Origin of the sequence: Eximiradius sp., assembly GCA_937127445.1 — a bacterium.
Lineage (GTDB): Bacteria > Bacteroidota > Ignavibacteria > Kapaibacteriales > UBA2268 > JAKIZO01.
Map to the genome: position 1 here is coordinate 1 of CAKZLY010000008.1, position 16355 is coordinate 16355.

Annotated in this window: 10 protein-coding genes; 7 read left to right on the forward strand and 3 right to left on the reverse strand. The window is 30.1% G+C overall.

What is annotated here, in order from left to right; genetic code table 11:
• Window positions 1-284 precede the first annotated feature (284 nt).
• Together dnaK and AC6QZF_RS01855 are read right to left on the reverse strand one after the other, a co-directional pair.
• Window positions 285-2198: a molecular chaperone DnaK gene (dnaK, locus tag AC6QZF_RS01850; RefSeq protein WP_499798182.1), complete on the reverse strand. Its 1914-nt coding sequence runs from the start codon at window positions 2196-2198 to the stop codon at window positions 285-287.
• 132 nt (window positions 2199-2330) lie between these two features.
• A complete protein-coding gene (locus AC6QZF_RS01855; protein WP_499798183.1) occupies window positions 2331-3167 on the reverse strand; it encodes a hypothetical protein in 837 nt (278 codons plus the stop codon).
• A 154-nt stretch (window positions 3168-3321) separates the two neighbouring features.
• Here AC6QZF_RS01855 and AC6QZF_RS01860 point away from each other — a divergent pair, with 154 nt between their 5' ends.
• The 4 genes from AC6QZF_RS01860 (at window position 3322) to AC6QZF_RS01875 (ending at window position 11772) form a co-directional block, all read left to right on the forward strand.
• Entirely contained in the window at window positions 3322-4071 is a 750-nt protein-coding gene (locus AC6QZF_RS01860; RefSeq protein WP_499798184.1) for an outer membrane protein assembly factor BamD, read from the forward strand.
• 92 nt (window positions 4072-4163) lie between these two features.
• Window positions 4164-6254, forward strand: coding sequence for a coiled-coil domain-containing protein (locus tag AC6QZF_RS01865; RefSeq protein WP_499798185.1), 2091 nt, complete (start codon window positions 4164-4166; stop codon window positions 6252-6254).
• Window positions 6247-9504 (forward strand): transcription-repair coupling factor, encoded by a 3258-nt coding sequence (gene mfd, locus AC6QZF_RS01870; RefSeq protein ID WP_499798186.1) that lies wholly within the window; start codon window positions 6247-6249, stop codon window positions 9502-9504. Before AC6QZF_RS01865 ends, mfd begins: the two co-directional genes overlap by 8 nt.
• Window positions 9505-9540: 36 nt before the next feature.
• Complete coding sequence (locus AC6QZF_RS01875; RefSeq protein WP_499798187.1) at window positions 9541-11772, forward strand: heparinase II/III domain-containing protein; 2232 nt, start codon at window positions 9541-9543, stop codon at window positions 11770-11772.
• Window positions 11773-11774: 2 nt separating this feature from the next.
• Here AC6QZF_RS01875 and phrB read toward each other — a convergent pair whose 3' ends face one another.
• Window positions 11775-13121: a deoxyribodipyrimidine photo-lyase gene (gene phrB / locus AC6QZF_RS01880; protein ID WP_499798188.1), complete on the reverse strand. Its 1347-nt coding sequence runs from the start codon at window positions 13119-13121 to the stop codon at window positions 11775-11777.
• Between the two features lie 107 nt (window positions 13122-13228).
• On the opposite strand from phrB, the gene AC6QZF_RS01885 reads away from it, so the two are divergent.
• From AC6QZF_RS01885 to fliP, 3 genes are all read left to right on the forward strand, one after another.
• Window positions 13229-13465: a FeoA family protein gene (locus AC6QZF_RS01885; protein ID WP_499798189.1), complete on the forward strand. Its 237-nt coding sequence runs from the start codon at window positions 13229-13231 to the stop codon at window positions 13463-13465.
• Between the two features lies 1 nt (window position 13466).
• On the forward strand, window positions 13467-15398 hold the full coding sequence (feoB, locus tag AC6QZF_RS01890) for a ferrous iron transport protein B (RefSeq protein WP_499798190.1): 1932 nt from the start codon (window positions 13467-13469) through the stop codon (window positions 15396-15398).
• A 173-nt stretch (window positions 15399-15571) separates the two neighbouring features.
• The gene (gene fliP, locus AC6QZF_RS01895) at window positions 15572-16351 is read left to right on the forward strand and encodes a flagellar type III secretion system pore protein FliP (protein ID WP_499798191.1); all 780 of its coding nucleotides are present in this window, start codon (window positions 15572-15574) and stop codon (window positions 16349-16351) included.
• Window positions 16352-16355: the final 4 nt, after the last annotated feature.

The following is a 16355-nucleotide window of genomic DNA, read 5'->3' on the forward strand; positions in this document are numbered from 1 at the left end:
AAAATATAAACCTATATCCTTTTTTTTCAAAAATTTCTTTACTCCTTGCTACATTAATAAATACTTTACCATCAACTATTTTTTCAGGATATGTATTATTGATTTCAGTCATAAAATTAAGAAAATATAGTATTATTACTAAATATCGGAAAAAACTATAAAAAATTTACTATATGAGCAAAAATACTTTATAAAAATAGAATATTTTTAATAAAAATAAAATAAAAAGAGGCCGAAATGAAAAATTCAGCCTCCAAGCAAAAATATCAATTATAATTATATGATTATTTATCTTCGTCGACAACCGTGAAATCAGCTTCTTCAACTCCGTTGTCTTTTTTAGCTTCATTTGTTGCAGTGCCGTCAGATGAAGATTGAGCATTGTTTGGTGCTGTCCCACCTTGATACATAGCAGTAGAAGCAGCGCTCCAAGCTGAATTAAGTTCATCCATTGCTTTCTTGATTTCATTTATGTCGTTCGATTTTATTGCGTTTGATAGTTTTTCTTTCGTATTCTCAATTTTCATCTTATGTTCTGATGGAATTTTATCTCCAATTTCTTTCAATTGCTTGTCAGTTGAATAAACCAACGTATCAGCTTGATTTCTCAAATCAATTTCTTCCTTACGTTTTCTGTCAGCTTCCATATTTTTCTGAGCTTCGGCTTTCATTTTTTCAATTTCATCTTTAGAAAGACCAGAAGAAGCCTCTATTCTGATATTTTGTTCTTTACCCGTTGCTTTATCACGAGCAGAAACTCCCAAAATACCGTTTGCATCAATATCGAAAGTAACTTCAATTTGAGGAATACCACGTGGTGCAGGTGGAATACCATCAAGATGGAAGCGCCCAAGTGAACGGTTATCGGCTGCCATTGGTCTTTCGCCTTGAAGCACGTGTATTTCTACTGACGTTTGATTATCAGTTGCTGTAGAGAAAATTTCGGATTTCCTTGTAGGTATTGTTGTATTTGCCGGTATCATAACTGTCATAACCCCGCCAAGTGTTTCAATACCTAAACTCAGAGGTGTTACGTCAAGCAGCAATACATCGCTTACATCGCCAGCAAGCACTCCACCTTGAATTGCAGCACCCACAGCAACAACTTCATCAGGATTTACGTTTTTAGATGGTTCTTTCCCAAAAAAATTGCGAACAAGTTCTTGAATTTTCGGTATACGAGTTGAACCACCAACCAGAATTATTTCATCAATTTGATTTGGCGTAAGCTTAGCATCTTTTAATGCTTTTTCAACTGGTCCAAGAGTTCTTTCAAATAAATCAGCACACAAACTTTCAAACTTTGCACGAGTTATTGTAACATTCAAATGCTTTGGTCCATCTTGTGTTGCGGTAATAAACGGTAAATTTACGTCAGTTTGAAGCATTTGAGAGAGTTCAATTTTAGCTTTTTCAGCGGCTTCACGCAAGCGCTGCAATGCCATTGGGTCTTTTCTTAAATCAATACCTTCATTTTTTTGGAATTCGTCAGCAAGATAATCAATTAATCTCTGGTCAAAATTATCTCCACCAAGATGTGTGTCTCCATTGGTGGATTTAACTTCAAAAACACCATCTCCAATTTCCAAAATAGAAATATCGAAAGTACCTCCACCAAGGTCATAAACTGCAACAGTTAAGTTTTTACCTTTTTTATCTAACCCATAAGCCAAAGCAGCGGCAGTTGGTTCATTGATAATTCTACGAACTTTTAGTCCTGCTATTTCACCCGCATCTTTTGTAGCTTGACGTTGAGCATCATTGAAGTAAGCTGGAACAGTAATGACCGCTTCTTCAACTTTTTGACCAAGATAGTCTTCTGCTGTTTGCTTCATTTTTTGCAAAATCATGGCAGAAATTTCAGGTGCGGAATACTTTCGACCCTCAATATCAACTCTGACAGTTTGTCCATCTTCTGACGGGACTACAGTATAAGGAACCATCTTTATTTCTTCGTCAACTTCGTTTATCCTGCGTCCCATAAAGCGTTTAATAGAATAAACAGTATTTTTTGGATTAGTAATGGCCTGTCTTTTTGCTGCCTGCCCTACTAATCTTTCCCCAGTTTTTGTAAATCCTACAACTGATGGAGTTGTTCTACTACCCTCCGCATTAGCAATTACAACAGGGGTAGAACCCTCCATTACCGCTACTACTGAGTTTGTGGTCCCTAAATCAATTCCAATAATTTTCCCCATATTTTACCTCCTAAAAATATTATGTATTTTTGTCACATAAGACGTTTTGTCGTAAAAAAGCGACAACTTGTCGCATATCTTGTCATTTTAAATTCGCTATTATTGCTCGCAGAAATTGTGCCAAAAATTTATTTATTCAAAAATATAAGAAATATTAATCGACAATTTATTTATATTTAAAGGAATTTTATGATTTCCAAAAGGGAAGCTTTCATTTGTTTTTCGCAATTGCCATAAGGTAATTGAAATTGAATTTTTATAAAGAAACTTAACTAACGGATAATATTCTCTATATTTTTCCCTTAAAATTGGGTCAAGCAACTCAATCCAAAATTGGAACAAATTATCAAATAACAGCATTTTAACAAATTCTTTTGTAGTAACATTGTTAAAAACAATGTTATGTGTATATTCAGTTCCAAGAATTATTTGATTATTTGCTTTGAAACTAATTCCAGTCGAGAATAAATATCCGAACTTGTATTTTTCGTCATATTTTTTTTGCAACAAACGCAAGTTTGTATCATTGGATAAAACTTCGAAATCTATCCTATTCCAATTTATTGCAGAAATATGCTCCAAAAGAAGAAAAAATGAATTAGAAATAACATATCCATAACCATTATTCAATCCGAAGCCAAAGTTCCATCCATCAACAGTTAATTTACCTTTTCCTATCATTTTGGGTTTGAAATGAGAGGAAACATTCTCCAAATATGCAAATTCAGATGAATGAGATATAATCTTGAAATCATCAAATGTTCTATATCTACAAAAACCATATTCAATTTTACTAATATAGCTATTTGAGAATTTTTCTCGAAGTTTATTATCAAAAAATAAGTTAGAAATACCATAAGAGCAATTTATAAAATTATAGCTTCTAATAGTATCTTTCGCATTTAAGTAAATATTTATTAATTCATCAAAAGAATAGTTCTTCTTAGCTATTAACGGACTAAAATTCATTAAAAATGATATAATAAATAATATTTTAAATGTCATTTTCATAAACTTTAACTTAATTACTAACAATAATTAATTTAAAGAAAAAATTGGAAATTGCACAACAATTGAATAATTTTGCATTTGGTATTATTTATTGTATAATTTTAAGTCAATTATGAAAATACAGTTAATAGCTTATTTCTTTCTTCTTTCAATTATTCTAATCAATTGTAAAAGTGCAGATAAATTCGAAAGTCGAGATCCTGGAGCCGTTTTTAATAAAGCCGTTGAATTGTTTAATAAAGAAGAATATTTGGAAGCACGTAATTTATTTGAAATGATAAAATTGCAGTATTCTGCAACCGAATGGGCTGATGATGCTCAATATTATTTAGGTGAAATTGCATACAAACGAAAAGAATTCGTTTTAGCTGCATTCAATTATAACCAGTTAAGACGAAGTTACCCTGGAAGTATTTATGCAAAAGCAAGTTTATACAAAACCGCTCTTTCCTTCTATGAATTGTCTCCAAAATTCGATCGTGACCAGGAATACACAAAAAAAGCAATTCAAGCGTTTCAAGAGTTTCAATACATTTATCCCGACGATTCATTAAGTCCAGAAGCAGGTAAAAAGATAAGTGAACTTAGAAATAAACTTGCATATAGAGATTTTTTCACAGCTGGATTGTATCGAAAACTTGACAGTCCACATTCTGCATTAATTTATTATAATTCTGTTATAAAGGATTTCAATGATACTGAGTATTATGAACCATCCTTTTTAGGCAAGGTTCAAGTTTTGTTGGAAATGGAAAAAATTGATGATGCTAAGAGCACAATTCAGTTATATAAAAAGAACTTCCCAATCGGTAAATATTTAAAAGAAATAGCAGAGTTAGAAAGAACTATTTTTATCAAATAATATTTTAAATTATTTTTTAATAAAAGAAATTACGATTATCATTTCATAATTTATCATATTAATTAATGTAATTTTATATTTTTGATTTAATTATGTTTGAAACAGTAAATAATATTATTGAAATCATTAGCTCAGAACAAGAAAAAAATAAAATAATATTTATTAATGGAACCTTCGGTAGTGGTAAATCTTATTTATTAAATGAATTAAAGAATCTAATAATTAAAAACAATCAAAAAACAATAGTATATGAGTATCAACACAGCAAACAAATTGAATATTTACACGAATTTGTTTATACTTTGGCAATGTCTTGTCTGAATATTTCGTCTTTCGATCCTGACGAAACATTTGCACTAAGAAACAAGTTTCACAAACTATTAAATCATTATCAAACTAACAATTCCATAATTTACAAAGCTATTCGGGAAAAGTTTAAACTGCAAAATATTCCTGCATTTATATGTGAATCAAAAAAAGAAAATAGATTTGTTGAAATATTAAGTTCTGAAAGAGAATTACTTGCTGATGATTACCAATTTTTGCTTAATTCTTTCGAACTTACTTCCAAATCATTTATTCTTGACTTGTTTAATAAACATATAGATTTAGAGAATACTGAGAAAAAGGACTTTGTTTTTATTATTGACAATTATGACAACGCAGCGGGAACAATAAATCATTGGTTATTCTTTTACTTACCAAAAATACTCGATAAACAAATTTCTGAACCTTCTAAAAATCTGCCAAATTTCTCAATTTTTAAATTTTGTGATTATATAAATCTTACATTTATTTTGGCAAGTAGAGAGTCTTGTCAATTTCAAGTATCTAATGACTTTAATCAATATCATTTTAAATTATCTCCACTTACAAAAGAAGATGTGTTAGATTTCTTCTTTCAAAAAAACATAGATATACGTGATAGTATTGATTTTGTATACTCGTATTCAAAAGGTAATCCTTTTATATTAAGTTTAATCTCAGAAGCAGTGCTATTAGGTGATGGAGAAGTTTCAGACTACTCTCAAATTGAAAGCATTGTCGTTCAACGTGCTTTTAATTACCTAACAGAAAAACAAAAAGATTGCTTATTATCAGTTGCTTTCTTTGATAGCTTTGATTTTGAAACACTTGAATTTCTCCCTCTTATTAGTGATTGCATCGAAGATGCTTATTGTTTTTTATCAAATACTAATGAATTCTGTGAAAAAACATCTAACAATAGAATTAAAGTAAAAGATGAAATAAGAACTTTTATTGTCAATAACATAAAGAATGAAACTCCCAATACAGCAAAATCTTTAGAAATTATTGCTGAATTATATAATACTTTTTATTCATTATTTAAGAACTTTGAATTATCGGAACGTCGTTTTTTAAGAATGCTTTCATTTTTCAGATGCTTTGATAAATTTTTTGCAATCCAATATGTTTTTGGTGATGATGCCCCAATTGTAAGAAAGATAATTGATAAATACCCTGTATTTTTTGAAGAAAAAAATGGTCTATACTTCGTTGATAGTAAAATATCTCAAATAGTGTTGTCTCTTGAAAATTGTTGCAGTACGGAATTATTTGCAAAAACCGACTCTAAGATCCGCGAGGCGTGGGAAAAATATCTTGAACAAATACAAAAAGAATTTTTAACCTTATCAAATGAACTAGAAATGTTGACAAATAATATAACCGACTTATATAACAAAGAGACTGAGATAAAATCACAACATTCTCAACTGGAAGCCAACTTGTTTGTTATCAACAAAGAGATTGCTGAGATTGAGGCGTTACTGGAAAAATATAAACATGATTCAAAGCTAATTTATATATTGCTACCAATTTTTGTCATTTTTTTTGTATTGGTAAACGACATTGTTAAATTCATTAATATTGATTTTTTCTTTTCATTATTCATTGTAATTCTTGCTGGAATTGTGGCACTTAATAGAATAATTGTATATTTAAAAATCAAGAAAGACCAAGGCAGTTTTCAGAAAATTAATAAAATACTTAAAGATTTGGTTAATCAGAAAGCAAACATTCAGGATAAAATTGACAAATTAGTTGAAAAAAAACAAGAAATTGTCAATAATATAAACACTTTTAATTCACTTATTACTAAATTTAATCAAGATATTAACATATTAAATTTCAAGATTAGTAACAAATTTTATTATGAATAGTTTAATTGAAAAAGAAGCTTTGTTGATATCGAAATTTTCATTATACCGGTTTATTCGCGAAATCTACAATGTTATCAATTCAAATCAGAATTTTAAGATAAGTGTTAAAAACCTAATTTCATCAGCAAAAAGTGTATTTTTAGCCACTATTTGTTCAAAATGCAAATGGAAATACGTTGTTCTTTGCGATAATAATTTAGATGCAGAATCATGGTATGATGATTTAATACAACTAATAGATGAAAAATATATTTCTATTATCAAAGAATCAAAACAGAAAACCATTGAAAAAGAATTAAACATTAATCTCTCCTATATCATTGAAGGATTAAATAGATTTGCTGAAAACAATTCTGGAATTATTATTTTAAATAAAGAGATTTTCACTCAGAAACTGCCCAAAATAAATGAGATTTACGATAAAAAAATCACATTGAAAAAAGGTTTAAAAATTGATTATATCCCATTTACACAAAATTTGTTGCTAAATGGTTTTCAAAAGGAACCCTTTGTTTCTCAACAAGGCGAAGTATCAATAAGAGGGAATATAATCGATGTCTTCCCTATTGCTTTTGACAATCCAATTAGGCTTGAGATTTGGGATGATGAAATTGAAAATATTAGAGAATTTGAACCGATATCTCAACGTAGTATAAAAAACTTAGATGAAGTAACTTTCATTAACAGCACTTTTGATTCGACAAATAACTTTTCTGGAGATATTCTTGAATATTTTGACGATAAAACTGTATTAGTGTTTGATTATTTTGAAATCGATGAAAAGCTAATAGATAAAGTCGCCTCTTTTAATTCAATTGTATTAAATCCATTAGGTAATGCCAACTTTAACATAACCATCAATCCACAACCTAATTATAACTCACATATTGCTCATTTTAAAGAAGAACTGATAAATCTTGTTAGTCAGAAATTCGATATTGTTATTGCTGCAAATGGGGACATTCATCTTAACAGATTAAAAGAATTGCTCGAATTATCATTTAACGATGATATTATTTTCGACAATTTTCAAAAAAATATTGTTTGGCAAAATTACTCATTATCCTCAGGCTTTATTATTGAAGAAGAGCGATTTGCTTATTTTACAGAACATCAAATTTTTAATCGTCAACGAATTACTCCAACAAAAAGAACAAAAAAGCACCAAGGAATAACCCTGAAAGAACTACGACAGCTTCAAATCGGCGACTATGTTGTCCACACAGATAAAGGTATTGGAAAATTTGATGGATTTCAAACTATTGAGATTGGTGACAATAAACAAGATGCTATAAGAATTATTTTTGCTGATGGAGATTTATTATATGTTCATTTAAATTATATTCACAAGATACAAAAATATACTTCAAGCGAAGGGGTTATCCCAAAACTCACAAAATTAGGTTCAACTGAATGGACACGCAAAAAAAGCAAAATAAAGTCCAGACTTAAAGATATAGCAAGAGAATTAATAAAACTATATGCAGAAAGAAAAAGCAGTGAAGGCTTCCCATTTCCAGGTGACGACATTTGGCAGCAAGAGTTTGAAGCATCATTCTATTTTGAAGATACACCTGATCAGGCATCTGCAACTGCTGATGTAAAAAAAGATATGGAAAGTAGCTATCCAATGGATAGATTAATTTGTGGAGATGTAGGCTTCGGGAAAACTGAAATTGCTATTCGTGCTGCTTTCAAAGCAGCCAATGCCGGTAAACAAGTTGCGGTATTGGTACCGACAACAATTTTAGCCGAGCAACATTATCAAACTTTTTCTGATAGAATCTCGAGGTATCCAATAAAAGTAGATGTCCTATCACGCTTTAAGTCAAAGAATGAGCAAAAGAAAGTAATTGACAATCTTGCAAATGGAAAGATTGACATTGTTATCGGAACTCATAGATTACTTAGCAAAGACGTAAAATTCAAAAATTTAGGACTTTTAATTATAGATGAGGAGCATAGGTTTGGCGTAGCCGCAAAAGAAAAATTAAGACAGTTAAAAGTTAATGTAGATACTCTTACAATGACTGCTACACCTATACCACGAACGCTGAATTTTTCGTTGCTCGGAGCAAGAGATTTAAGTATAATTGAAACTCCACCCAGAAATCGCTTATCTATTGAGACAGAAATTATAGAATTTAACCCTGAATTCTTGTCCAAAATAATTATAAATGAAATAAATCGTGGTGGACAAATTTTTTTCGTTAATGATAAAATTGATGGAATTGATAAGCTATCAGCAGATATTTCAATGTTATTGCCAAATATGAAATATGGAATTATACATGGGCAAATGCCTTCAAGTGAAGTAGAAACAGTCATGAAAAAATTCCTTGAGAAAAAATTTAACGTTCTATTTGCTACTAAAATAATCGAGGCTGGTATTGATATCCCTAATGCAAATACTATGATAATAAATAACGCTCATAATTTCGGCTTAGCCGAGCTTTATCAACTACGTGGTCGCGTAGGTCGTTCCAACACACAGGCTTATTGCTTTCTTGTAGTTCCTAATTTCAAGATCTTGAAAAAGCAGTCTATTCAACGACTACAAGCTATTGAAGAATTCACGGAATTAGGTAGTGGTTTGCGTCTTGCTATGCGAGACCTTGAAATTCGTGGCGCAGGCAATTTATTAGGAGCAGAACAAAGCGGATTTATTGTTGATATTGGATTTGAATTATACCAAAAAATATTAGATGAAGCTGTTTATGAATTAAGAACTGAAGAATATCCCGAATTATTTAAAGATATTCAGCATTTACCAAAGTCATTAGAGAAAGACATCGCAATTGAAATCGATAGAGATGCCTTCTTCCCTGATTATTATATTGAAAATTCCACCGATAGATTTAATTATTATAAATTATTATATAACTGCACTACAAATAAAGAACTTGAAGATTTAACAAAAGAAATCATTGATAAATATGGAAAACTACCAAAAGAAGCTATAAATTTAATATTTGCCGTTCGATTGAGAATTGCTTCTCTAAATACTGGTTTTACTAAGATAATTCTAAAAAATAAAAAATTAATTGCTGAGTTTCCCGATACTTCTGATGAATATTATTATAATAACATTTTCTTGCATCTTGTTGAGTTTATTAATACTTTGAATAATATAAACTTGAAACAAACTAAAACAAGATTAATTCTTGAAGCAATTTTGAAAAATGATTCTGATGCAATAGAAATACTATGGAAAATCAAAAAGTCAATTGAGTTATACAATAATTTATAAACTTATCGTTTGCTTATTAAAAAAAATCATCTCAAGTTGAGCAAAATTATTAAAATAGTTCGTATTTCTCCATTAATTGCTTTTAGAAAACTTTCACAGAAAGTATTAAAATATTTTTATTCGCCAATTACAAATTATTTAAACAAAAAGAAAGCAACATATTTATCAGCTCCTGAATGGTTCAAAAGCATTAATTATCATACCATTCCATTGCCTCCGATTGAAAATATACAACACTTTCCCGAGCAAATTAAAACTGTTGCAGCACTTATTTCAGAAAACAAATTCGACTTGCTTGGCAGTGGAATTAAAACTGTTAGTTTAGAAAATAATGATAATAAATCAAACATTAACGAAACAGAAGAAAATCAGCAAGAAATCATTGATTTAGTAAATTCTTTCCCAAATAAAGAAAATAGGAAATTCGCTTTTTCATTATTAACTCAAATTGATAAAAAGTATAAATTTATTGATTGGCAAGTTGATTTCAAAAGTAATTATCATTGGAATGTATCATCGACTTCCAATAAAATTATTTACGGTAATGTCAAAGGCGCAGATATAAAAGTTCCTTGGGAACTTGGACGTATGCAATATTTAATAACTTTGTCTTATGCATATTATTTATTTAACAATTTAGGAAACACTGAAAGAGCTAAGCATTACTCAAATGTTTTTAAAAACATAATAATTGATTTCCGTATTTCAAATCCACCTAAATTTGGAGTACAATGGGTTTCTCCTATGGATGCTGCAATAAGATCGGTTAATATATTACTTGCATATAGTTTTTTTAAACAAGTAGGAGCAAAATTTGATGAAAATTTCGAAAAAATACTTTTGGATGTGTTGTTTGAACATATAGAATTTGTTCAAGAAAATCCAGAGTGGAATTCTGGATTACGGGGCAATCATTATCTTGCTTGCATTTCCTCGCTTTTGATTATTTCTACATATCTGCCAACTAATGAGTATACTCAAAAGCTTTTTGCAAATTCTTTGAATAAATTAATAAATGAAATTTTTTATCAGTTCTACAATGATGGTGGTAATTTTGAAGGCTCAATGCCATATCATAGATTCTGTTCTGAAATGGTATTCTATGCCATTTTTTCTGCTTTAAGCATACCTAAACCAAGATTCAAACTCTTCAATAATTTTCGAAATAAGCATATTAAATTATCAGGCGATAGAATAGTTATAGACGATAAATTACTACTTCAACTATTTCGTATTTTTGAATTTTTGCTATTCAACTCAACAAAAAGCCATTATTTCTCTCAATTTGGCGATAATGATGGCGGATATTTTATACATCTGACACCTTTATATGTAAAATATTTGCCTAAGAAAGTTAACACAATTGATTTCTTGTTTCATAATGCAAATAATCCCTGGAATATAATCAGTTTGTTTGCCGGATTTTTTTCTGACGTTATAGGTAATAAAATTTTCGAAAGGTATAATGAATTTTATGTTGGCAAAATTTTAAGAAATAAATCAAATATTGAATATAATATCAATACGATTTATGACATCATTGTTCCGATTAATAAGTATCTTGAAAACAAAAATTCAGATGAAATATATAAAGGCAAATTATTTGAAAAATCAGGTATTTGTTCAGTTTGGAATAAAAAGTATCATTTAGTTTTTTCAATTGGCAAACTTGGACAAAAAGGCAAAGGTGGGCACAATCATAGCGATTGCTTATCGTTTGAACTTTTCGTTGATAACATGCCTATTATTGTTAACACTGGGACTTACTGCTATACACCTTTCCCAAAAATTCGAAATCTTTACCGTTCTATTTGTTCTCATAATACAATTACATATGAAGGTTTCGAACAAAACATTTTTTCTGAAAATTCAAAAGATGATTTATTCTGGATTGAAAAGCACCTCGCAAAAGGAAAAATATTAAAATTCTCTGATAAATTAATTATTGCGGAGCATTACGCTTTCAATTATCCCTGTAAAAGAATAATTACATTTGAGGATGAAATTATTGAGTTTAATGACTATTGTAAGCAAAAAGGAAACAAAAAAATCTTACTTCATTTTTTCCCAGGAGTTGAAGTTTTCAATAAAGAAGAATACGTTATTTGCGATTATAGATACATTCGAATAAAAATATATGGTGAAGCGTTAAATTTCTCGACTAAACATTACCAGTACTCTCTCAATTATGGACTGCTTCAAAATGCCAAATGCTTGATTATATCCTCTGAGAATGAAAATGTTAATTGGAAAATCAAAATCTATTAAATTTATGCCCATTTTTCAACATAAGATTGTATGTTATATTTCCTAACTAATCCTTTATCATTCATATATCTAATTTTACCAAAAATAGGTCTTTCAGCCCAAGGTCTATCGTGAACACCACCAATCGACCAGGCAATACCAGCGTAACTATTAGGGTCACGTCCATCAATTGAATATTTATCATTTAAGAAAACGGCTATTTGCTGTGCTTCCTCTGGACTGATAGTCCACTCAAGAATTTTTTTACACCAATACATTCGCATATAGCCATGCATTTTACCAGTGTAAAGCATTTCTTTTTGTGCTGCATTCCAATATATATCGTGTGTATTAGCAGTTTCGAACTCTTCAATTGAATAAATGTAGTCCCTTTTATCTACTCGATGGTTGTTAAGTGTATCTTTTGCCCAATCTGGAAAACCGTCAAAATTATCGTAGTTTGAGTTGAACAAGCAAAAGTTATCGGAAAGCTCACGTCTTATGAATAACTCTTCGATAAACTCCTTTGAATATTCCTCTACCCCATCTTTCGACATTATTTCGAGAAAAACTCTTTGTGCAGAAATATGTCCAAAATGCAAGTAAGGCGATAGATTGGACTGATAATTATAAGAAGGGTCGTTTCGCTTTTCTGAATAATATTTTAACTTATTTTCGATAAAATCGTTTAAAACACTGAATGCTTCTTTGGTTCCAGGTTTAAATTGGGTAGGATTAATGAAATCAACTTTTTTCAAATAATCGTCAATATCTTGAAAATAATCAATTTTATTAATGTATCCGTTTTGACTGAAATAAGTTATTCTGGGAAATTCTTCAAGAAATTCGTTTAGCAATTTATGTAATTTAGATCGTATTGTGTAAGCAGTAAATTCCTGTTTATCCGAAGCATAAAAAACTGGGACGATGTTATGTGCATCAACTTCAAAAAAAGCACAGTCAATTGCTTTTGCGATTTCCTTTTTCCAATACTGTTTTATTCTCAGTGGATCAAAATCATTGACTATTGCTGCAACTTGATTAGATTTATAATAATCAATTAATTTTTCAATCGGATTACCAATTAATAGTTCGAAAGAAATATTTAGCTCATATAATCTTTCTTGAATTTGTTTAAGTCCCTCTAACATAAATGAAAAGCTTCTATAATTAGCCAAAGGATATGAGAAATCAAGTGTAAAAATAACTTTTAATTTTCTTCCATTTTCATTTGCTAATTTGTGTGCATAAATCAGTGCCCAATTATCTTCGACTCTCTGATCTCTACTCATCCAGTAGATTACTTCACCGTTGATTAGAGGTTTATTATTAAGCTTTCTAATTCTTTTTGAGTTCATTGTTTCTTTCATCTATTGTTCCTTTGATAGAAGATATTTATAGATTTTTATTATATTATTTTGATTAGTTAATACTATTTTGTAATTTAGTTTTTCCTAATTGTTGAATTTGTTATTTTATGGCAAAAGTTAGTTTAATAGAAGCACCAGCAGAAAGGAATTTGAAAGTTATTGATGTTCAAGCTGGAAAAGATATACGCCAACATTTAGCAATTTTGGGTATTCATATTAATGATATTATTGTTAAGCAGAATTGGGCAAAGTGGGGTCCAGTCTTAATATTGAACAAATCCAACAGCAATTCAAAAGTTGCGATTGGTAGAGGTTTAGCTGATAAAATTTTTGTAGAGTTTTAGAATGAATAAAGTATATAAAGCAGTCCTAATAGGGCAACCTAACTCAGGGAAAAGCACTCTTTTCAAAGTTCTTTCCGATATAAAGGTATTAAGTTCAGGCCCAACGGTAGAAGTAAATTCGACAGATGTCAATCTTTATGGCGATACATTAAGATTAATCGATTTGCCTGGACTATTTTCTTTAAATTATATCCATCCAGCAGAAGAAATAACTGTAAAATTTTTGCTTCATCAGAGAATTGACCTGATAATTAATGTTGTTGATGCTTCTATGCTAACAAGAAGTTTAGAACTTACAATTGAACTTTTAGAACTCGGTATTCCAATGATAGTTGCTTTGAATTTGGAAGATGTTGCTAATAGTCAGGGGCATATAATTGATGCAGAAAAACTGTCCAGATTATTGAACTTGCCAGTTGTCCCAACACAAGCTTTATACGGCAAAGGTGCTAAGCAATTATTAGATGAAATCAAAAATTTACTATTTAACAACGCAAAACACAAACAAACGTTTTTTAAATTTACTCATCATTTAGAAGAAAAAATAATAATAGTTGAAAAAGAAATTAAAAATCATATTAATGGCAATGAAGTTTCTTCACGTTTTTATGCGATAAAAGCAATTGAAAATCCAAATATATTATCAAAAACAATAATTGAACACGTTGAAAATATCCAAAAAGAAGTACTTGATAATTTGCAAAAAGAGCACAATATGGATGGTTTCGAATGCATATCATACGAAAGACACCATTTAGCGATGAAAATTTCTGAACAAGTTTGTTTAATCAAGCCAACAAGGAAAACACCATTAATAAGCAAGATAGATAATTTACTTCTGCACCCGATCTATGGTTATTTTTTCCTTACTGCATTTTTCTTTCTCTATTTCTTTTTGATATTCATTGTTGGTGAATTTTTAGCTAGCTTAGCCGAATTCCCTCTTAGTTTACTCACAGATGAAGTTGAAAAGTTAAGAAATGTAAATCTATTTTTATATATTTCTTTGCACGGTGCGGTGCAAGGGTTTATTGGAATAGTTGGAATTGTCCTCCCATATTTTATTCCACTTGTTCTTTTAACAGCAATTTTCGAAGAAACAGGTTATCTTTCACGTGTTGCTTTTTTAATTGATGGTCTTATGCATAAAATTGGCTTGCACGGGAAATCAGTAGTACCAATAATACTTGGATTTGGCTGCTCTGTTCCTGCCATTTATGCTACAAGAATGATAGAAAACCCACGAGATAGAATGATTACCGCTGTACTAATTCCTTTTGTACCCTGTTCGGCAAGAATAGCAGTTATTTTTGCATTGGCAGCAGCATTTACTGGACCATTCTGGGCGGTTGTTGTATTTGCCTATGTTATTTTTGTACTGGCACTACACGGAAAAATTATGTCAAAATTCCTGACTAAACCTACCGGTTTGATATTAGATATTCCAAGATTACAGCGTCCATCAGTCCGTGGTTCGATGAAAGCAACTTGGCTTAGAACAAAAGATTTTTTGAAAGAAGCATCAATTTTCCTTCTTCTTGGCAGCATTGTTTTGAGTTGGTTTGAATATTTTCATTTTGCAGAATATTTGAATATTTTGTTTGAGCCAATTTTGACTACTATTTTAGGGCTTCCTGAACAGCTTGGTTCTACTCTAATTTTTGGATTTCTGCGTAAAGAATTAATATTAGTGATGGCAAATCAAGCTCTTGGTGTGAACTTTATTGGCGAGTTACCACTTAATATCATTCAGGTTGTTTCTTTCATTATTTTTGTTACTTTTTATTTTCCTTGTTTGACAACGTTCGTTGTAATTCTAAAAGAATTTGGGACAAAAGTAGTAGTTTTTTCATCAATTTTAAGTGTATTAGTAGCAACTATTTCTGCGTATTTGTTTAAAGTTGTTCTCGGTTTTATCTTTATTGGATTATAGGCTAATATTGTTCAATAGTATTTATTTGAGCAATAAATAATGATTCAGAGAAACATAAACATTTTTCTTATTTAAATTATCCTATTTTATTTCAATAGCTTACAAAAAAAATAATCCATATTTTTATAATGTGGCATTTTCATTGCAATTGAATAAGAAAAATATGATTGATAATGAAAATTTCAGTATATATATTAACAGCAATATTGTTATTGCTAATAAATTGCAATTTATTAGCCCAAAGGCAGGAAGAAATTCCACCCAAAAACACTATTGCCATACCTAAATTATCAATAAATGTTGATATGGCAGATGGCAAGGATGATTTAGTACTTACACTTCAAATCCTTGTTGTAATGACAATATTGACACTTGCTCCATCAATATTGGTTATGATGACTTCTTTTACACGAATAATTGTTGTTTTTCATTTCTTACGGCAAGCACTTGGCACTCAGACCCAACCACCAAACCAATTGCTAACAAGTTTAGCCCTATTTCTTACTTTTTTTGTTATGCAACCCGTGTTAAATGAAGCAAATCAAAAAGGATTACAACCATATCTGAGAGAAGAGATTAACCAAGAACAAGCAGTGAATAATATGATACAACCTTTCAGGGAATTTATGTTAAAACATACGCGGGAAGAAGATCTTGGATTATTTATCAAACTTAGTGGAGGAGATAAACCGAATACAATTGACGACGTCTCAATTTGGGCAATTATTCCAGCTTATTCATTAAGCGAATTGAGAATTGCCTTCCAAATAGGGTTTCTGATATTTATTCCATTTTTAGTTCTTGATATGATAATTGCATCAACTTTAATGTCGCTGGGTATGTTTCTTCTTCCGCCACAGCTTATTTCATTACCCGTTAAAGTTCTAATATTTGTCTTAGTTGATGGTTGGTATTTAGTTGTTGATTCATTAATGAAAAGCATTATAAAGTGAGAAT

Excerpts from the sequence above, each read along its gene's own strand:
- dnaK (WP_499798182.1), bottom strand. The coding sequence starts at position 2,198 with ATGGGGAAAATTATTGGAATTGATTTAGGGACCACAAACTCAGTAGTA.
- AC6QZF_RS01855 (WP_499798183.1), bottom strand. The coding sequence starts at position 3,167 with ATGAATTTTAGTCCGTTAATAGCTAAGAAGAACTATTCTTTTGATGAA.
- AC6QZF_RS01860 (WP_499798184.1), top strand. The coding sequence starts at position 3,322 with ATGAAAATACAGTTAATAGCTTATTTCTTTCTTCTTTCAATTATTCTA.
- AC6QZF_RS01865 (WP_499798185.1), top strand. The coding sequence starts at position 4,164 with ATGTTTGAAACAGTAAATAATATTATTGAAATCATTAGCTCAGAACAA.
- mfd (WP_499798186.1), top strand. The coding sequence starts at position 6,247 with ATGAATAGTTTAATTGAAAAAGAAGCTTTGTTGATATCGAAATTTTCA.
- phrB (WP_499798188.1), bottom strand. The coding sequence starts at position 13,121 with ATGAAAGAAACAATGAACTCAAAAAGAATTAGAAAGCTTAATAATAAA.
- AC6QZF_RS01885 (WP_499798189.1), top strand. The coding sequence starts at position 13,229 with ATGGCAAAAGTTAGTTTAATAGAAGCACCAGCAGAAAGGAATTTGAAA.
- feoB (WP_499798190.1), top strand. The coding sequence starts at position 13,467 with ATGAATAAAGTATATAAAGCAGTCCTAATAGGGCAACCTAACTCAGGG.
- fliP (WP_499798191.1), top strand. The coding sequence starts at position 15,572 with ATGAAAATTTCAGTATATATATTAACAGCAATATTGTTATTGCTAATA.